At 32.2% G+C, this 20851-nt stretch carries 16 protein-coding genes; 4 read left to right on the forward strand and 12 right to left on the reverse strand.

Annotated features, from left to right (window positions below):
* Positions 1 to 279 precede the first annotated feature (279 nt).
* The 3 genes from M4I23_RS10815 to M4I23_RS10825 are packed head-to-tail and all read left to right on the forward strand — an operon-like array spanning position 280 to position 3499.
* Positions 280 to 894, forward strand: coding sequence for a fumarylacetoacetate hydrolase family protein (locus M4I23_RS10815; protein ID WP_158844624.1), 615 nt, complete (start codon positions 280 to 282; stop codon positions 892 to 894).
* A gap of 19 nt (positions 895 to 913) precedes the next feature.
* The gene (locus tag M4I23_RS10820; RefSeq protein ID WP_158844627.1) at positions 914 to 2833 is read left to right on the forward strand and encodes a DUF294 nucleotidyltransferase-like domain-containing protein; all 1920 of its coding nucleotides are present in this window, start codon (positions 914 to 916) and stop codon (positions 2831 to 2833) included.
* Positions 2834 to 3499 carry a PolC-type DNA polymerase III gene (locus M4I23_RS10825; protein ID WP_249754396.1) on the forward strand — a complete coding sequence of 222 codons (666 nt, stop codon included), beginning with the start codon at positions 2834 to 2836 and terminating at the stop codon, positions 3497 to 3499.
* Positions 3500 to 3557: 58 nt separating this feature from the next.
* On the opposite strand, the gene M4I23_RS10830 is transcribed toward M4I23_RS10825, so the two are convergent.
* The 10 genes from M4I23_RS10830 to M4I23_RS10875 all read right to left on the reverse strand — a co-directional run bounded on the left by M4I23_RS10830 (position 3558) and on the right by M4I23_RS10875 (position 17692).
* Positions 3558 to 4121, reverse strand: coding sequence for a porin family protein (locus tag M4I23_RS10830; protein ID WP_249754397.1), 564 nt, complete (start codon positions 4119 to 4121; stop codon positions 3558 to 3560).
* A 277-nt stretch (positions 4122 to 4398) separates the two neighbouring features.
* Positions 4399 to 5226, reverse strand: coding sequence for an endo alpha-1,4 polygalactosaminidase (locus M4I23_RS10835; protein WP_249754398.1), 828 nt, complete (start codon positions 5224 to 5226; stop codon positions 4399 to 4401).
* 199 nt (positions 5227 to 5425) lie between these two features.
* Positions 5426 to 5926, reverse strand: coding sequence for a hypothetical protein (locus tag M4I23_RS10840; RefSeq protein ID WP_249754399.1), 501 nt, complete (start codon positions 5924 to 5926; stop codon positions 5426 to 5428).
* Between the two features lie 331 nt (positions 5927 to 6257).
* Positions 6258 to 7166: a helix-turn-helix domain-containing protein gene (locus M4I23_RS10845; RefSeq protein WP_249754400.1), complete on the reverse strand. Its 909-nt coding sequence runs from the start codon at positions 7164 to 7166 to the stop codon at positions 6258 to 6260.
* A 259-nt stretch (positions 7167 to 7425) separates the two neighbouring features.
* The gene (locus M4I23_RS10850; protein ID WP_249754401.1) at positions 7426 to 8715 is read right to left on the reverse strand and encodes an ectonucleotide pyrophosphatase/phosphodiesterase; all 1290 of its coding nucleotides are present in this window, start codon (positions 8713 to 8715) and stop codon (positions 7426 to 7428) included.
* A 162-nt stretch (positions 8716 to 8877) separates the two neighbouring features.
* Positions 8878 to 13158: a T9SS type B sorting domain-containing protein gene (locus M4I23_RS10855; protein ID WP_249754402.1), complete on the reverse strand. Its 4281-nt coding sequence runs from the start codon at positions 13156 to 13158 to the stop codon at positions 8878 to 8880.
* A 354-nt stretch (positions 13159 to 13512) separates the two neighbouring features.
* The gene (locus M4I23_RS10860; RefSeq protein WP_158850478.1) at positions 13513 to 14850 is read right to left on the reverse strand and encodes an alpha-L-fucosidase; all 1338 of its coding nucleotides are present in this window, start codon (positions 14848 to 14850) and stop codon (positions 13513 to 13515) included.
* A gap of 300 nt (positions 14851 to 15150) precedes the next feature.
* Positions 15151 to 15810, reverse strand: a complete 660-nt coding sequence (locus M4I23_RS10865) for a hypothetical protein (protein ID WP_249754403.1) — start codon at positions 15808 to 15810, stop codon at positions 15151 to 15153.
* Positions 15811 to 15988: 178 nt separating this feature from the next.
* Positions 15989 to 16531 (reverse strand): ASCH domain-containing protein, encoded by a 543-nt coding sequence (locus M4I23_RS10870; RefSeq protein WP_249754404.1) that lies wholly within the window; start codon positions 16529 to 16531, stop codon positions 15989 to 15991.
* Positions 16532 to 16693: 162 nt separating this feature from the next.
* Positions 16694 to 17692 carry a YhdH/YhfP family quinone oxidoreductase gene (locus M4I23_RS10875; protein WP_249754405.1) on the reverse strand — a complete coding sequence of 333 codons (999 nt, stop codon included), beginning with the start codon at positions 17690 to 17692 and terminating at the stop codon, positions 16694 to 16696.
* 143 nt (positions 17693 to 17835) lie between these two features.
* On the opposite strand from M4I23_RS10875, the gene M4I23_RS10880 reads away from it, so the two are divergent.
* Entirely contained in the window at positions 17836 to 18156 is a 321-nt protein-coding gene (locus tag M4I23_RS10880) for a helix-turn-helix domain-containing protein (protein WP_249754406.1), read from the forward strand.
* Between the two features lie 86 nt (positions 18157 to 18242).
* On the opposite strand, the gene M4I23_RS10885 is transcribed toward M4I23_RS10880, so the two are convergent.
* Both M4I23_RS10885 and acs read right to left on the reverse strand, forming a co-directional pair.
* Positions 18243 to 18773, reverse strand: a complete 531-nt coding sequence (locus M4I23_RS10885; protein WP_249754407.1) for a GNAT family N-acetyltransferase — start codon at positions 18771 to 18773, stop codon at positions 18243 to 18245.
* Positions 18774 to 18868: 95 nt separating this feature from the next.
* Entirely contained in the window at positions 18869 to 20776 is a 1908-nt protein-coding gene (gene acs / locus M4I23_RS10890) for an acetate--CoA ligase (protein ID WP_249754408.1), read from the reverse strand.
* Between the last annotated feature and the right edge of the window lie 75 nt (positions 20777 to 20851).

Consider the following 20851-nt stretch of genomic DNA (forward strand, 5'->3'; position numbering starts at 1 on the left):
ATATTTTCATTTGCTTTTTTTTGATATGAATTTTATAAACCCACCTAATTATTGGTTGTAAATCCTAAATTTTACAAGTTAGCCCGCGCAAGGGATTGAACGGCATGTTTGAGCTCTTTTTGTGTTGTTGCGCCTATGCAACACAAAAAAGCGAGTAGAGAAAGCCCGACCCTTGGGGTTGCGCCCAAATTATTTTTTGAAGAAACGTCTGTTTTAGGCCACTTATTTACTACTTTTATTTACTTTTTAAACTGAATTAAAAACTATAAAAACAAACAGATGAAAGTTATTGGAATTGGAAAGAATTATGTGATTGATAAGTCTGAAATTAGTGCCATTAAAACGGGTGCTCAGCTTATTTTTACAAAACCAGAAAGTAGTGTAGTGACTGATAATGCCGATATTGTTTTTCCTGCAATTACGGAACAATTGGCTTATGAAGTGGAATTGGTGGTGAAAATTGGTAAAACAGGAAAAGATATTACGTTGGAAGATGCGAACTCTTATATCTCTGAAATTGCTATAGGAATAGATTACACTGCTAAAGATGTACTTGCTGCAAGCCGTGCCAATAAAGGGCCATGGGCTTTAGCAAAAGGTTTTGATGGTGCTTCGCCTATTTCTGCCTTTAAACCTGTTTCTGCCTTTCCAGATTTAAACAATATCAATTTCGATTTGGTTATTAATGGTGAGAAAAAACAGATTGGAGACACCGATTTTATGATTTATAATTTTGCTGAAATTATAAGTTTTGTATCGACTTACATGACGCTAAAAGAAGGTGATATTATTTTTACTGGAACGCCAGCTGCTGGTGTTGGGCTTAATGTTAAAGGCGACCATTTACAGGCTTCTATTGAAGGTGAATTGCTTTTAGATTTTAAATTAATTTAATTCTCATATTAAAAAAATTATGAAAAACTCGATTGCTGAACGTGTTTGCGATTTCTTAAAAATCTATCCACCCTTCGATTTAATAACGTTTAAAAAACTTCTAGAAATTGCCGAAGAGGTTGTTATTGTATATTTAGAAAAAGGAGATACTTTATTTAAGGCAGACCAACCAGCAAACGAGTATTTCTATATTGTTAGAGCGGGTGCCATTAGTTTGTTTCACACAGACAGCAACGATAACAAGCAAGAATTAGTAACTATTAATGATACGGGCGATATTTTTGGTGTACGCCCACTAATTGCTCGAGAAAATTATAAACTAACAGCTACAGCAAACGAGGAAACTATTATTTATGCGTTGCCTATTAAAAACTTCCAGTCGGCTACAGAAAATAACGCCAAGGTTTACGAGTACCTTATTACAGCATTTGCCACCAATGCGTACGACTCTTACACAACAGAGGAAAATAATGAGATTTTTAAAGATTATTTACCAAACACCTCTCAAGACATTGTTAACTTCCAAACAGCAAATTACACAAAAACACCTATTACCTGCCCTATAGGTTCCACATTGCAGGAAGCAGCCTGCCTTATGAGGACCTATAAAATTGGCTGTATTATTGTTGTAGACCATAAAAAACCTGTCGGAATTATTACAAATAGCGATATAAAAAATAAAATCGCCACGGGTGAATACCCCATCAATACTTCGGTTTCAAACATTATGAGTTCGCCTGTTATTACTGCTAAAAAAAATTTAACAGTTGCCGATGGTCAGCTAAAAATGATAAAAAACAATATTAGCCACTTGTGCATTACCAAGGACGGCACGGTAAATTCTCGACTTATTGGTGTACTTACGCACCATGATGTTTTGGTCACATTAGGCAACACGCCTTCGGTAATTTTAAAAGAAATAAAACGTGCTAACCGCACAAAAAAACTACGATTAGCCCGATTAAAAGCAAACACATTACTAAAAGGCTATCTAGAGCAAAATATTCCGTTAACTCATATTATTAATGTAATTTCTGAAATAAACGATGCCGTAATCATTCGTGCCATTGAAATTGCTTTAAAGAAAATGCCAACGCCGCCACCGGTTCCTTTTTCTTGGTTAGCTTTGGGAAGCCAAGGCAGAAGAGAACAGTTACTTTTTACCGATCAAGATAACGCTTTGGTGTTTGAAGATGTTCCAGAAGATAAATATGAAGAAACCCAAGCGTACTTTTTACAGTTGGCAAAATATATAACCAAATCTCTTAATAAAATTGGTTTTGAATATTGCGAAGCCGATATGATGGCTAACAACCCAGAATGGTGTAAATCTATTTCTAAATGGAAAACACAATTTCAGAATTGGATTTTAAGTCCAGATGATAAAGCCATTTTACTATCTTCTATATTTTTTGATTATTCGCGAATTTATGGCAGTGAAAAACTAGTTGACGACCTATCGGAAAGTATTTTTGAAGCTTTAGAAGGGTCTAGTCTCTTTTATAAGTTTTTAGGAAAGGAAGCTATTAAAAGCCCGACACCACTCGGGATTTTTAAACAATTTTTGGTTGAGCAAAACGGCGAACAAAAAGACCTTTTCAATATAAAAAGTCGTGGATTAATGCCTTTAATTGATGCGGCACGCTTACTGGTATTAAGCAACCAAATTAAAAATGTAAATAGCACTTATTTACGCTTCGAGAAAATGGCCGAAATTGACCCAAATAATAAAGAACTCTACGAATCTTGCGCTTATGCTTTTAAGGCCTTATCAAAATTTAAAACCAAACAAGGTTTACTACATAATAACTCGGGAAAGTTTATTAAACTAGAAACTTTAACTAAAGAAGAAAAACTAAAATTAAAGCGCTGTTTTAAGCCTATACAAGATATTCAAGAGACTTTGAAATTACGTTTCGACTTAAAAAACTTTATATAAATGATATTTAATTGGTTTAGGAAAAAGAACGACAACTATCCCGAATTTTATTTGGAGTATTTAGAACATTTTAAAAAGAAACCTAAAGGCCTGATTGAAGAAACACGCTTTGTTGCTTTTGATACTGAAACTACTGGTTTTGATAAAAAAAATGACCGCGTACTATCTATTGGTGCGGTATCTTTTGCAGGAAAATCCATACCTGTAAGCAATAGTTTTGAACTTTATATTCATCAAGACATTTTTAGACCTGAAACCGTTAAAATCCATGGTCTCATGAAAAACGGCAACAATGTAAAAGTGAGCGAAATAGAAGCCATTAAAGCTTTTTTAGAATACATAAAAAACAGTGTACTTATTGCCCACCATGCCAATTTTGATAAAAACATGATGAACGAAATGATGATGAGAAACGGTTTGGGCAAACTAAAAAACAATTTTATTGATACGGGTATTTTATTCAAGAAATCTAAACATAAAATCTATCAGGATACTTTAAAAAAGCATTACTCTCTAGACGATTTATGCAAAGAACTTAATGTACCTAAAGTAGATAGGCACACTGCTAGTGGAGACGCGTTAATTACAGCTATGGTGTTTCTTAAAATATTATCTCGACTAGATAAACGCAAGCATTTAAAATGGGGGTATTTGTTGCGTGGATAAAATAAAAAAACCGAAACACTTTGGCTTCGGTTTTAAGTATATTAAATAACAATGTGTTTTAGAAAAAGAAGTAACCAATAGAAACTTGCATAACACCGTTTTTATATTTATCCGAAAAACTATCGACATCATTAACATCGGATAAGCCTACATTATAGCGAGCCGCAAAATTAAGTCCGCTATCGAATTTATAGCCCACCCCAAAGTTTACACCAAAATCTAAACCTTTGTAATTATCTTTTAGATTAACATCGTCTTGTTTAGCAGATACTAAAAAGCCTACTTGTGGTCCTGCCTCCAGACTTAAGCCTTTAGTTAAGTAATACTTTCCCATTAACGGAACAGTTAAATAATCTAACTGAACAAGACTAGACTCATCGGAATCAAAAGAAAAACCTTGACCAGAATATAAAACCTCAGGTTGAAACGAGAAATTTCTAGAAAGTGGCACCTCAGCCACAAGTCCATAATTAAATGACGTTACCGGATCAAAACTACTGTTTACATCTCCTGTAACTGAAGCAAAATTCAAACCTAATTTAGCACCAAATTGAACATCTTGTGCGTTAACTTGTGCTAATCCCAAAATAGTGATAGCAGTGACGAGTAATAATTTTTTCATTTGTTTTAAATTTTAATGATTTAAAACAAATTAAACAGGTTTTATCTTTGTAAGATTATATTTATAATAGCCTTAACGTTTTTAACCCTTATTAACAGAACATTCTCTAAATTTAACAGAAGGATATCTTAATTTTGATATAGTTTTTAATTAAAACTACGCTCTAATAATATAAAAATATCGATTTCAAAGAGCTTAAAATATTATCTTTAAATTTTGTTTAAAACAGACGTAAAATATTAATCATACTGGTTATTACAGATGTTTCATCCTAAAATCATTCATTATAATGAACATATTTTTGCAAATTGGCATCTTCGCAGATAAAGGATAAATCCGAATTGTAAATACCTTTATATTCAGAGTATACTTGACCACAGTTTGTTTCGTTATAGTGATTTATTATAACAAGTTTTCCTGAGTCTAAAAAGCTTTGAGCACCAGATTGATTCCACCAATTTTTATCATTATTATAAGATTCATATAGTACACCGTCAAAATCAGAAGCATTCTCCACCAAATTTTTAGCCATACATTTCATTCCTTTTTGATGCACATAATCACAGAGTTCTTGATAATATGCTACACCTTCTGCTTCCGTAACTTGAAACCCATAAGTGACTCTTAATTCATCGTCGTAACACCAATCCATATTATCAAACTCAACCCAATCACAGCCCCAAGTGGCAATTTGATCAATACGTGCTTTCATTATATCGATTATGCCTGTAGTTGTAGAATTTACAAAATATTCTTCGGGCCATTCTCCCCAAGGTGTAGCCACTAAAAAGGGAGTCAATGCTGTAAAATCATCTCTATAATTTTCACCTGTGCCAATACTAATATACGCACCAACCTCATTACCATTTGCTTTTATAGCAGCAATTGAAGCGGGAATATTATCTATAAATGGATCTATCAAAACATATCCGTTTTGTGCATTTACAAGAATATCTGCGATTTCATCTGCTACAAAATTTTCATTATAAGCTTGATTATAAATTGGAATAGCACTACTTGAAGTTGGAGCGTCTTCTGAATTATCAGACTCATTGCAAGAAACTAAAAAGAAGAATGTAAAGGCGAAAATAAAATATTTATTCATAAGATTAAATCATTTTAATATTATGAACGATTTTATTTCTCTATTATTTCGTTTTTAGTTGCTGGTAGCGGTTATATATAAAAAGAGTTGTGGTTTTGTGTGCGAGGATTTCCCGAAGGAAAATCAGAAACTAAGTAACAACCAAACGATTTAACTAAAATAAGCAATGTTTTTTTTTACACGGTGTTAGCAAACGTATTTAATTATACACTAACTCAAGTACAATTATCCTTCTATTCAATTTGTTTTTTAATAACATTACATCTGCTAGCATTAGATATAAAGAGCCTAAAGAACGCTTTTTTATATAAAATTCTTCATGAAATTCGCTCTTATCTTTTATTGTTTCTAAAGCTTGTATGTACTTCCCGGTATAATTTATTCGCGCTGATTTCAATTTACTATTAATTACGGAATCAAAATCTGTATTCGGGCTTAAACCAGAACCCCGACCATAAGTATATTCAATTTCACCATCGGGATTAATATACTTAAATCTATATTTGACATATGGAAATGGACTTTCCAAAAATTGCAAAGAGTCCGATTCTATTTTGTCAAAAAAACTATTTTTTAGTATCCAAACAGAATCTGGAAATTCATACATTTCAAGCATTAAATCACTCGATTCAAACTTTTCGCTTGCTTTTTGCGATACTTGTTTCAGGTTTTTAAATTCTCTATCACGTATTTTAGTCAAAAACTATTGATAGGCCTTTTCAGTATCCAAATTCGGGTATTGTCTTTTTAGATAGCCCTTTTCAAAATCGAAAACTAAGAAGTCCAAAGTTGCAATATTTTCTTTTCCTAAAACTTTATTAAATTCAGATATTTTGTTTTCCGGTTTTTTGTGAGCGCAACTTACGAATAGAATAAAAAAGATAAATATTTTGATAATTTTCATTGGTTGGTAATATGTTTGCTAACGGTAAATTGTATGAGTAATGGCAGATTGCGTGGTACTTTCCTGTTAAAAACACTTCACAGTTTGAGCGGGCTATAAACCTTGATACTTAGCACTTTCCCTGCCATTACTTATACAAAACGCTAGCGGTTTGTTGTTTTTTGAACAAAGGATTAATTAATTTAAATATCATATTTATTAAAAACAAAACACTAACAAATAATAAAATGAAACCATTAATCATCATTGGGTCAATTTCTTTGAAAAACAATTTAGAAAATTGTCCACTTGCACTCATTAAAAATACTAAAATAAAAAATATATAGATTTGATTTTTGTTCCCCTTGAGTTTTATATCTCTCTCTACTATGAGTTTCTCGGAAACTAAAGTATTCTTCATAATTTCTACTTGATTTTTCTCAAGAACTAAGGCTCGCACCTTCATGCGACCAGACTCCCTGTGTGAAATTAAAACAACATTATTAAAGAGTTTATTTTGTATCCTTATTCGAGTAACATTTTCCATTTTAATTATTGATGAACCTGAGGTGAAAAGTATTGTATTAAATGCTATAACTAAAAAAGTAAAAGCAAAAGCTCCAGTATATATTGCTAATCCAGTTTTTCCCATATTATAGAAAATTACGGAAAGGGTTATAAATACAGGAATAAAAGCAAAAAACACCATTAATGTTTTAAATACGTTATCGACAGACTTTCCATAGTCTTCAACTAAATCATTGATTTCTGAAGTTTTACTAATCACTAATTTTTTATCGAAAATATGTAAATATTCATATTTAGTTTTAACTGTCTTTTTCGGTTCATCTCCAACTTTGCCAATTAATTCATTAAGAGTAATATTTAATTCACTAGAGATTCTTTTAAGGGTTTCACCCGTTGGCTCTGTTTCTCCATTTTCAAGTCGTTGAATTGTTCTTAAAGATAGCCCTGATTTTTTGGCTAATTCTTCTTGAGATAAGGCTTTCCCTTTTCTTAATTCCTTTACTTTTTGAGCCAACTTTCCGCGTGTCATATTTTATGTTTTTTATGACCAAAAATACATTAAATCAAATATTTTAGATGTATTTATCTTATGCCATCTCTACGTCATCTGTCATTTGCTGGCATTTTATCAATAAACACTAACATTTATCTATAAGAGTAGTTGCAGGTTTAAGCAACTAACTTACTGAAAATGGAACGAACCAGAGGAAATTCCGAAGGAATTTCCAAGTAGGCGAGAACCAAGCAATTAATTTTATACGGTGTTACCTGCTGGCTTTATTCTTAATTCAATTATCTTCCTTTAAAACACTTTTTATTTCATTTATGTCTCCATCTATCGATTCAGGAATTTTCAATCCTAAAATCTCACACATTAATGGATAGATATGAATGTTTTTTATCGAATGTATTTCATAACCATCTTTAAAGGCTGGACCATTCGCATAAAATATGCCATGCATTTCTTTGTATTTACTATCATAGCCATGAACTCCAAATGTTGTAACACCCTCTTCGATAAGAGCATCTTTTCGTCTTTGATTCCAAAAATGATAACCGTAATCTGGTATTAATTGTATCGCACCCCAATTTTTATTTGTTGGGGTGTATTCAAAACCTGGTGTATTTTCAGTTCTATAAGCTTTGAAATTGTTTTCTTTTTGTCTTAAATATTGTAGTACAGAATCTATTTCAACATCTTTTTTTGGATGAATATTTACTATTGTACCATTTTCAATTGTCATGAATAAGTCATCGTTTTCGATAGAATCTATTGGTATTATTTTGTTAGTAGACTGATTTCCCATACCATGATCAGAAACGATAATAATATTTACCGGAAGATTAGTTTCTGATACTCCTTTAAACAAATCGCCTAAATTTTTATCTAATTCAAACAATGTCGTTTTCAGTTTCTCGTCATCATTAGTACCATAATCGTGTCCAACTTTATCCATATCACCAAAATATAAAGTGATTAAATGAGGTCTGCTTTTCTCCTCCAAATTCAACCAATTTATTGTTTGATTAACGCGTTCCTCATTTTTAACGCTATTATCAAATTTATAATAGTATGTTGGTCTGACTCCTTGAATATTAGCTTCGGTTCCCACGAAAAAATAACTAGCAGTTACAATATCTGCTTTATTCGCCTCAACCCAGATAGGAGAACCTCCATAAAAACTCCCGTCTTCTGCCATTTCGGGATTCCTCTTATTAAATAGTGTGTCTTTTTTATAGTCATAAAATATATTTCCTATTATTCCATGTTTCTCAGGATAGAGTCCTGTGGCAATTGTATAATGGTTCGGAAAAGTTTTAGTAGGGAATGAAGGTATTAATGATTCTGACTTAACACCATTTTTAATGAATGAACTCAAATAAGGTGGGTTATACTTTTCTAAATAATCCCAACGAAAGCCATCAAGCGAAATTAATATTAAGTAAGGTTTTTTTTCGACAACGCTTGAATTTGTTTTCGTAATAGAACGAGGTGAACTTATTATTTTTCTATTACAGGAAAACAATAATATCATTCCCATAATAAAAACAGATATTATTATTTTCCGTTGTTTCATTTGAGTTCGTTTTTTGGTTTACAGGTAACGGTTTTGTATATGGCTCGTAGCGTGTAAATTAGCGATAACTTTTCGGTTAAACCCAGACCTTTTTTATATTTACTAACTTTGGTTTTAGCGATTAAACCGCTATTATTCTTATACATTGTTGGCAACTGGCTTTTATCTTTTCAATGAGAAATGCCCAGAAAAAGTTCGACCATTACCAAGGTCTGTTCTAAACCAATAATCATTTGACATCATTTGATTGCTATTGTAAAGTCCATTCCAGCCTAAATCATTTGATGATATTCTAGCTAATAGCTTTCCGTACCTGTCAAAAATTAACGTCTCTGAATTAGGAAAATTGACTATACCTTTAATTTGCCAAAAATCATTATATCCATCGTTATTTGGTGTAAAGAACTTTGGGTAATCAATTACATTAACTTCTTCCGAATCTTGTCCACAACCATCTTTATCTCTCACAAATACTGTATAGGTTCCACCTTGAATATTTGAGAAATAATTATTATTTTGGTAATTAATCCCATCAATAGAGTATTCAAAATCTCCGTCTCCAGATGCAATAATTTCAATATAATTATTCCCTAACTCTCCAAAATTTACCTGAAGTATTTCAGGTAAAACAGAACGAATAAGAGCAAATTCAAATGAGTTTTCACAGGTAATACCATTTTTAATTTTTGTAATAGTTAAGGTGTAATTTCCTTCATCTTTAATTTCCGCACTATTTGTGTCTGAAATTAAAGTTCCATTTTCAAAGAACCAATTATATGAATTAAAGCCAGAATTTATGTTTAAAGAAATGGATGGTTCTAGATTACAAATGAAATATTCATCTTCTAAATTAATATCGGGAAATTCATTTACGATTAAGTCAAAAGATGTTTCAAAAAAACAAATAGGGTTTGAGGCATCTTCAACTCTAACATTTATGGTTTGAGAAAAAGGCTCAGTATTTTGAAACACTTCAGGTAAAGGATTTGGAAGTGGATTATTGCCAGAATCGAAATACTGTATCATTAATCCTGTTTGATTTCCAATAAGTTCTTGTTCTATAAGCGATGTATCAAATTCAGCATACCCATTTCCTTGATCACAGGCATACAAATTATTGGGTTGATTTATATTGGGCTGTGTCACAGTTTGTAATTGCAAAGTTGTTTCTGTATAGCAGGCTGTATTATTGTCTGTTATCCTTACGGTTATTAATTCATTGAATGGATTTGAGTTTGTGTAAGGATTAGGTAAAGGATTAGGCAATGAATTACCTGACTGGTCAAAATAGCTTACAGACATTCCTGTTTGTCCATTCAGGACTTGATTTTCAATGTTAGAGGTATAGAAATATTCTGATATACCATCGTTATTATCGTCACATCCATAAATAGTTGGTGATTGATTTACTTCTGGTAAAGGGTTTACTCTTAAATCAAAAGTACTTTCATTATAACAATTTGTATTTGGATTGGTTATTCTGGCCGTAATAGTTTCCTGATTAATAACTATATTTTGAATTGTATTTGGTAATGGACTAGGCAGTTGTTGACCATTTTCGTGGAAAAATTCTATTATCATTCCAGATTGATTATTTGAAATAATAGTCTCAATGTTACTAATATCAAACTCAGAAATTCCATCATAATTGTTGTCACACGCATTAATATCATCAAAAGTATTAATAGTGGGTAGAGAATTTACTATAAGGTCAAAAGATGTTTCTGCGTAACAATCCAAATTATTATCATTAGCTACTCGAACAGTAATTGTTTCAATATTGGCTATTGAATTGGTCATAGGATTAAGTAATGGACTGGGTAGTGTATTACCGCTACTGTCAAAATAATTTACAACCATTCCAGTTTGGTTTCCTAAAACTTGAGATTCAATATTTGAAGTGTCAAAAGAAGATGAAATACCCGTAGCATAATTATCCTCACAGGCTTTAATATTATCTATTAGATTTGCAATTGGTCTTTCAGAAACCAATATCTCAAAGGTTCTAGTATCTTCACATCCATTAGCAGATTCAATATAAACTGTATATATTCCAGAATCTGTTATACTAGCATTTGAAATAATAGGGTTTTGCTCTGTACTTAAAAAACCATTTGGACCAGACCAAGAATAGGATACACCTCCAGAAGCATTAAATAAAATATCTTCTCCTGAACAAAGGAATTCTGTAGCTTCGGTTAAAATCGTTGATTCACACTCAGTGAATTTTGCTACAAAATAATCAACCTGATCGTAACCATTGCCATCGTTTAATTCAGTTTGATGTGTGCCGTTCGTAGCCATTCCGGTTAAGGAATTAGTTTCTCCCGCCAGATATATAGCATTATTGTCCAAATATACTCCTGTAGCTGTGGTATGGCTGCTACCATAATATGTTCCCCATAATCTATTTCCAAGTTCATCAAACTTGACCAAGTAAGCATTTGTGTATTGACCAAGGCGGTTTTCTTGATATGAATTAACAGTAGATATGTTCGTTTGACTATCAGTTCCACCAGCTAAATAAACATTATTTTCATCATCAGTATCAACTGAAGAACGGGTATAATCTTCTCTTTGTTCACCCCCATAATAGCTGCTCCAAAGCAAACTTCCATTCTCGCTAAACTTTGCTAAAAAATTATCCCAATCAGCTATATCACCACCTTTTTCAACCTGATGTGAATTATTAAATGCAATATCAACCGTACTCTGAGTCGCCCCAGAAACTATTACATTATTTTCACTATCAACTGCTAAATCATAAGCCCAGTCTATAGCATCTCCTCCATAATATGTGCCCCAAATTCCATTTCCATTAGTATTAAATTTTGCTATGAAGGTATCTAGCCTATCACTTGTCTGCGGACCATTCATAGTCAAACTTTCTTTATATGCTCCAGGAGTTGAAATATTATTTTCACTTCTAGTATATCCAACTATATATAAATTTGAATCATTTCCAATTTCAATACTACTAATTACATCATCGTTAGCCCCACCATAATATGTACCCCATTCTCTATTCCCATTTTGATCAAACTTGGCTATGAAAGCTTCACTAGCATATAGGCTATTGTTATTCTCATATTCTTTATCAAATGCATTTTCACTTATCATATTATCTCCACTGCCAGTATTCCCAGCAATATATATATTATTCAAATTATCTGTTGAAACAGTGGTAATAACATCTTGACCTAAGCCTCCATAATAACTAGACCATATTCTTTCTCCGTTAGAATTAAGTTTTACTAAAAAACCATCATTCTCACCTCCTTTAAATTCTTGATGAGAATTGGAAGTTGATATATGTGTATCTGAAAAAGTAAACCCTACTCCAATTATGTTATCATCTTTATCAGTCCCAATATCATAAAATTCCGTTGTGCTTATCCCTCCGTAATAAGTAGACCAAATTAAGTTTCCATCAGGATCAAACTTCATCATTACACCTGTTGCAGGGTGTAACCAATGATCTAATATGTAATTTTCAGATTGATGACTACCTATTGTCGCAATATTATCAGAACTCGTTGTATATCCAGCATGAATAGTATTTCCTTGACTATCTCCTGTGATACTTTTGTTCTGAGCAGTATCGGTAAAAGTTCCTCCAAAATAAGTCCCCCATTCTCTTACCGGTGTTGGGTCAATAACTAACACCGAACTTTTATTATAGTTTTCATCGTCTACTTTAAAACCAAATACCCCTTTACTTTTTTGAACATAATTAATCGCAACTTCTTTCTTACTTTGATTGTTTTGAATCCAACTTTTAGGTATTATTTCTTTTAGATCACCATGAATTAAATTCATTTTCAAAGCATTATTTTCTAAAATAACTTCTGCACCAGAAACTTTCATTTTTATTTTAGAAATATCGGCTTTTGGGCTAATAATAAAATTATATTCTACAGGTTTTTTTATATCATTTGGTACAAAAAACTCCACATCAATACCATCATATAAATTTTGATATACTATTTTTTTAAAGGACTTAACTTTTGTAATCCCTTCCTCATGTTCAGGGATATTATAATAGTTAGTGTAAGACTTTGAAACTCCGTACTCTTTAATAACTAAATCATCGCTCGAGTCTAAAAAGTCGATATCCAGCCTATGAAATACTATTTCTTCAAATACTGAATCCTTTTGTTTATTAAAATTGTTCAGAATAGGTCGAACCTTATTTCTATTCTTATATTCAGGGCTTAAATTTCTTTTCTTTTTTTCATAAACATCATATGAAAAACCATTCTTTTTCAAATGAACATTAAGACCTGAAGTATTCAGTAAATAGAGAACTGTATTATTCGGCATACCATTTTGATCAACAATTTGACCTTTATTCTGAATAAAAAGATTACTGCCTTTCAATTTCGAATTTTCTTTGTTATTCTGAGATGTGCCCAACTGATATATTAAGATCGTTAAAATCATCAATATCCAATTTATTTTGAGGTATTTCAATATTATCTAAATTTTAATTTACAGCTTGTTGCCAACGTTTAGTATAAGAATAGTAGCCGACTGCGTAACACTTAACTGTCAAACTACAAGATAGTTGAAGCGGGCTACAATCCTTGAAAACACTGCTGTTTCGGCTATTATTTTTATGCGTTGTTAGCGGTTGTTTTTCTATGTTGTATCATAGTCTTCAAATGTATCTTCAAAATCCCATTTGATTTTTCAAGACACTCATATTGGGTAATGCTTTAAACTGAAAACAAACACCCTCTCCCTATTCCAAGAGTGGGTGTAACTAACAATACATTCACTAAACTAAAATTAAAACTATTTTACTTCTAACTTAATAACAGTAGCAATAACATTTTGCGCATTTGCGGGTAAACTTATTTTTTGACCTAAAGTAGTAGAATTAATTTTTAATTTGGTTTTGGAGTCAGACAATAGTAATGCCTTTTTCGCATTTATACTTTTGTCTAGCAAAAGCACACCATCATTAGGCCATTCAAAAATGTGAGCGTATACTATACCGTCTTTACTTGTATATCGTCCCCATTTTGGAGTGTTGTAAGGGCTAGCTTTTGCACCATAAATCGATTCTCCATTAATTTCTGTCCATTCGCCCATATCTTTTAAGCGTTCTACACTTTCTGGAGGAAATAAACCCTGTGCGTCTGGTCCAATATTCAATAGATAATTACCACCCTTAGAAACAATATCAATTAACTTTTTAATGAGATCTTCACTACTTTTCCAGTTCGTATCGGATGGTTTGTAGCCCCAAGAACCATTCATAGTCATACATGATTCCCAATCGCTATCGATGCCTGTTGCCGGGATTTCTTGTTCCGGTGTGCCAAAGTCTCCTACGAAATTACCTTCTTTATCCGTTCCTTTCATACCCTGACGACCTTTGTCTACTCGGTTGTTAACAATGGTTTTAGGTTGGATGTTAAGTATGAAATCATACATTTCTTTTCCCATTTCAGTAGTGTAATCTGAAATCCATTCGCCATCGAACCATACCACACCAATATCACCATAATTGGTAAGTAATTCTTTCACCTGCGGTTTTAAGTAATTTTTATAATACTCTGGAAACTCCGGATTAACGTTTTTACCTGTATAATTAGGATAATAAGGGCCCTGTGCCTGAGGATGGTGCCAATCGGAAATAGAATGATATAAACAAAATTTGATTCCAGCTTTCTTACAGGCAATGGATAGTTCTTTAACAATATCGCGTTTAAAAGGGGAGGCTTCCATGATGTCATAATTGGTGATTTTTGAATCCCATAAACAGAAACCATCATGATGTTTTGAGGTAAGAACAATGTATTTCATACCCGCATTTTTTGCCATAGCAACCCACTCATCGGCATTAAAACTTGTGGGGTTAAACTGCGAAACTATTTTTTCATAATCTTCAATAGTATAATCCAGTTTAGCCATAATCCATTCGGATCCGCCATTAAAAATTTCACCATCACGTTCACCACCCGGAATTGCATAAGCTCCCCAATGAATGAACATTCCAAAACGGGCATCTCGCCACCATTCCATACGCTCATCATCCGATGTTTTTTTCTGATTTACTTGACCTTGTACACTACATATGTTTGTGAACAAGATAATAACTGTAAATATTTGAATTAGTTTTTTCATGATTATAATATTATTTGGGGTATAAATATGCTATATGTTAATTCGGGTAGCCCATTTCCAAAGTTTTCATTTAGTTTAAAGTTCATTTCCAGTGTCAATTTGTTAAATAACCGCTAACGATTAATGTAAACGTCTGTGCGATGCAGAAAGTCAGTGACTTTCGGAATAAGTACAAGGCGTTATACTTTTTATTATTTTAAATTAATTCAATTGTAAAATAATACAATTTATGACGCCGACCTCACAAACACAAAACTCCCTTAGCTCAAAACACTAAAAAAGCATTGCGTTTACATAGTGTTAGCCATTGTTTATTTTTATCAATTCCTCTATTTTTTCTGTAGTAAGTAGCTTTATTTCTTCTTTCGTTAACTCCAGATTTAATATATCATTAATACTTCTTTTGGTTAATAATCTCCAGCCAGAATTTTTATACCCTCTTATGTGATTTAAATCTAATTTTTTAGTGTTTACTATCAGTATTTTTGATTTAGTACCATCTTTTGATTTCCAACTTCCCCCCCATTTAGTAGATTCAGAAATTAATAAGCCTTGTAAACCAACACCGTAATAGTTATTTTGACTATTAATGTCTTTCTGAGAAGATTTATTGAGAAAAATAGCGAGGTATTGACCAGATAAATCTGATTTCACAAAAGTTTCAGGACTTATATAATCTTTACAATATCTCAAATTAAAATATGTAATTGAATCGTGTTTGATTGCCCATGGGAAACCTGCTTTTTTACTTTTTTTACCAGTATTTTTATTTAGTATTTTTTTTACCTCTATAAATTTGTCTCCTTTATCTCTAATCTTTAGAGATACTATTTCATTAGATATTTTATTGTTCGTATAATCGTTAGTAGAAGTAAAATATTTTACGTCAATATTATCATGTTGAGCGTTAGAAATATATGAAATCAATAACAATAATATAGTAAGTAATTTTTTAATCATTTTGTTTTTAATAATAGCTAACAAAGTTATATAGTTATCACTAACCATATACCTATTTTAAGACTCCTAATATAGGAAATTATCCAACAATACTATTGTTGTCTCTTTTTTAAATAAACACCTCTAACTATCAAAAAAAAATACACAAAATCTTTAACGAGACAACAAAGAACTATTATTAATACTCTTCCATCCATATTACTTCAAACCATTCGCAAACTATAAGCATGTCTTCTTTTGGGTTTCCCCCATTTTCTTCCATTGCACTCGCAAAAAAGTCCCAATGTGCTTTTCTCCATTTTTTTAGGGGTTCAATATCCGTTCCCATATCTAATTCAGCATAATCTTTAGAAATCTTATTAAATGGAATTGTATCTACTTTTTTAATTTCAATTATTGCTCGAGCTTTTCCATCAAAATCCGTTACAATGCTTTTTGCTCCTATTTTTGGCAAATCGACATTAGCTTTTTCATATAAATAATATAAATTAGAACTTGCTTGCTTTTTTCCATTTACAATCAATTCTGCTAACCTATTTGCGTCTGTTTCATTATTATGAAAATAATCAGAGTCAGGCTGTTCGTCTGTTTTGAATTCGGGATTTGATTCAGTAAAATCATTCCACATTTGATAAACACTTTTATCAATGTCACTTTCAGTTTTTATTCCGCTTTTACAGCTAATTAAAATTAAAAAAATAATGATTATTATGCGCTTCATAGTTTATTCAACATTAATGGTAACACTAACTTATATAAAAATTCACGTGTTTACGTACGAGTCTTTCCTTAAGAAAAAACAAGATGTAAGCAAACACGCAATAACCTTAATATTAAACTAATATATTATATTTTAACACAGCACTTAGTTTTGTAACGTTCTTTATAAATCTAATTTAACCACCGTTCTACCTTTTAATTTCCCTTTAAGCATCAAATCTATTTTTTCTTTCAATTCATTTAAAGATATTTCAGTAGAAGTTTCTATTAATTGGTCGTTCATCCATTCATTAGATAGTTTTTCCCATGCTTTTTCTCGATATCCCATTGGATAATTTTGGGAATCTATACCGATTAAGGTTACACCTCTTAAAATGAAAGGAAATACGGTTAAATCTAATTTTGGGGAGGCAACATTCCCGCAACAAGTAACAACGCCCATTGGGAATGTAGATTTAATTATGTTTTCAAGAATCACTCCTCCTACAGTATCTATACCACCTGCATAAATAGGTTTTAAAAGTGGTTTTTTAGCCATGTTCTCAAAATCTTCTCGCATAATAACTTCATCTGCTCCAAGGTTTTTCAAAAATTCAATTTCGGTTTCTTTACCTGTAATTGCAACTGTTTTGTAACCTAATTTTTTTAAAATCGAGAGACTTACAGAACCTACTCCTCCAGTAGATCCAGAAACAACGATTGGGCCATCTTCCGGTTTTACAATTTCACTTAATTTTAATACAGACATACCAGCAGTTAATCCTGCTGTACCAATGGTCATGGCTTCTTTCATAGAAAGATTTTCGGGTAGCTTTACCGCCCAATCTGCTGGTGCTTTAACGTATTGCGCAAAGCCCCCATCTGTATTCATCCCTAAATCATAACTTGTTACAATAACATTATCTGAAACCTTAAACTTAGAAGACTTAGAAGAAACAACGGTTCCAACAGCATCAATACCTGGTGTATGAGGATAATTTCTAGTAACACCTTTATTTCCCGAAGCAGACAAAGCATCCTTATAGTTTAAAGAACTATAGTGTACTTTTATTAGTAATTCACCTTCGGATAAATCTGTAAAAGGCATCTCTTTGATAGAAGAAGTATAGTTACCATCATTTTCTTCTATTCTAAAAGCTTTGTATGTTGATTGCGTATTCATAGTTGTTATTTTATATGTTTTACTTATTTTTACATCAAATTTCGTTAAAAATACACTGATATACAAGAGCTTACAATTCATACATATACGAACATTTTGTGCCGTTTTGTCTGTTTATAAAGCTTAAAAGCATTAAAAAAAAAATGAAAAAAAGTTATTGCCCAATAGATACTTTTATAAATACGATTAAAGGAAAAAGAAAGGGCACTATTATTTTGCATCTTTTTCAAGGAGATAAGAGATATGGTGAATTGGTAAGGTTAATGCCAGATATTAGTGAACGTATGATTACCAAACAGCTAAAAGAATTAGAAATCGATGGATTGATTAATAGAACCGCATTTCCTGAAGTTCCACCAAGGGTTGAATATAGTTTAACAAAATTAGGTAATGAGATTCATCCCGTTTTGAAAGGCATGTTTAAAGGTGGCCTACTTTTTGAAAAAAGTATTGATACTCTTTAATATTATTTTTTTGCTATTTTTTTGCTTGGATTGATTTCTTTAATCATAAAATATGGCGATAAATTAAATTTAATCATCCTTGATAATTACTGCCAATCTGCTTTTTCAATTCTAAAAACATTCACTTTATTCCTGCCATATTCTGTTACTTTATCAACACACATTCCGTTTTTAATAGCAACTTTTTCTGATGGCGTATTGGTAAGACTTATAATTGAGATTATTGAATTTGATAAATTATTTTCAAAAGCAAAATCTCTACATTTTTTAGCAGCTTCACTAGCGAAACCATTATTCCAAAATTCAGGTAAGATTGAATATCCTATCTCTAACTGAGATATTGCATCAACATTTTGAACTAAAAGCCCACAATGTCCAATTAATCTCCCTGATGTTTTTTCAATCAGGACATTCATTCCTCCTAAATTATTTTTGTAACGATAAAATTGTTTTTCATACCACTTTTCACACTCAATCTCTGGGCTGTCTAACTCAGAAACCCAATGCAAAGAACTATTTGGGTTTTTATAAAATTCCAACCAATCGTTAAAATCAGATTTTTCTATTTTCCTGAATAAAAGGCGTTCGGTTTCTTGATTATTAAGCAAGTATTTCATTCGTTAATCACCTTCTATTCTTCATATCAAAACTATTCTCATTATACCATTTCTCCTAAAATTGAAATGATAAAACATATCATTTCAATAAAAATCTACAACACGTTATCTATAATTTCTTGAACTACTTCAGGGTTTAATAACGTACTTGTATCTCCTAAATTACTGGTATCGTTGCTGGCTATTTTACGTAAAATACGTCGCATAATTTTACCCGAACGTGTTTTAGGTAATCCAACGGTAAACTGAATTTTATCTAATTTCGCGATTGGCCCGATAGACTCGGTAATCATTTGGTTTATCTCTTTCCTTAGGTTATTTTGATCTCTAGTTTCTCCAAAATCTTTTAAAATTACGTAACCATAAAGCGCGTTTCCTTTAACATCATGTGGAAATCCAACAATAGCAGACTCCGCAACTGCAGGATGTTCGTTTACAGCATCCTCAATTGGAGCTGTTCCTAGATTATGGCCAGAAACAATAATAACATCATCTACTCTACCGGTAATTCTGTAATAACCAACCTCATCACGCAAAGCACCATCACCTGTAAAATATTTATTTTCGTAAGCTGAAAAATAAGTATCTTTATAACGCTGGTGGTTTCCCCAAATGGTTCGTGCCATACTTGGCCATGGGAATTTTATACACAAACGCCCATCTACTTGATTTCCTTTTAACTCCTCACCTTGCTCATCCATTAAAACCGGCTGAATCCCGATAAATGGTAACGTCGCATAAGTTGGTTTTGTTGGTGTTACAAACGGAATTGGGCTAATCATAATTCCACCCGTTTCGGTTTGCCACCAGGTATCAACAATTGGACTTTTCCTTTTCCCAACGTTATCGTTATACCAGTGCCAAGCTTCTTCGTTTATTGGTTCTCCAACAGAGCCCAACACTTTTAAGGATGATAAATTGTATTTTTCAACCAATTCTGGCCCCTGTTTTGCCAAAGCTCTAATAGCCGTTGGCGCGGTATAAAATTGATTCACTTTATGCTTTTCTATAATTTCCCAAAAGCGTCCAAAATCTGGATAACTCGGCACTCCTTCAAACATAACCGTTGTTGCCCCATTTATTAATGGGCCATAAACAATATAGCTATGGCCGGTAATCCATCCAATATCGGCAGTACACCAAAAAACATCAGTTTCTTTATATTGAAATATATTTTTAAATGTATATGCTGTATAAACCATGTATCCGGCTGTAGTATGCACCATACCTTTAGGTCTTCCTGTAGAACCCGATGTGTATAAAATAAATAACGGATCTTCAGCATTCATAATTTCGGCTTTACAATCTGCCGATGCTGCATCCAAAAGTGGTTGTAACCATTGATCGCGACCTGCTTCCATATGAATATCCGTATTGATACGTTTTGCAACCAATACATCTTTTACACCAGGGCAACTCTCTAAAGCTTCATCTACAATACCTTTTAAATCGATGCTTTTAGAGCCACGGTAAGAACCATCGCTAGTAATAACTATTTTACAATCGGAATCATTAATTCTAGTAGATAATGCTGTAGATGAAAACCCTGCGAATACCACAGAGTGAATTGCCCCTATTCTAGCACAAGCTAAAGTAGAAATGGCTAATTCGGGAATCATTGGTAAATAAATACAAACCCGATCACCTTTTTTTACACCTTGATTTTTTAAAACATTAGCAAACCGATTAACACGGTCATGTAATTGATTATACGTAATATGCTCAGCAGGATCTTTTGGATTGTTTGGTTCAAATAAAATGGCTGTTTTATCGCCACGTGTTGGCAAATGACGATCAATACAGTTTTCTGTAATATTTAATTGTGCTCCTTCAAACCATTTTACTTCGGGTTTAGAGAAATCCCAACTAAGTACTTTATCCCATTTTTTTTGCCACATAAAATGTTCTTCAGCGATTTCTTCCCAAAAATTTTCGGGCTCGCGAACCGATTTTCTATAGACTTGATAATATTCTTCTAAATGTTTAATGTGATAATTACTCATGGTTGGTTTGTTGTTTAGTAATGTTTAGTGTTAATGAAATTAAAAAAATACAGCTTTAGACAGTAAGGATAGTTA

The organism is Algibacter sp. L4_22 (assembly GCF_023473045.1).
In the GTDB taxonomy this organism is placed as follows: Bacteria; Bacteroidota; Bacteroidia; order Flavobacteriales; family Flavobacteriaceae; genus Algibacter.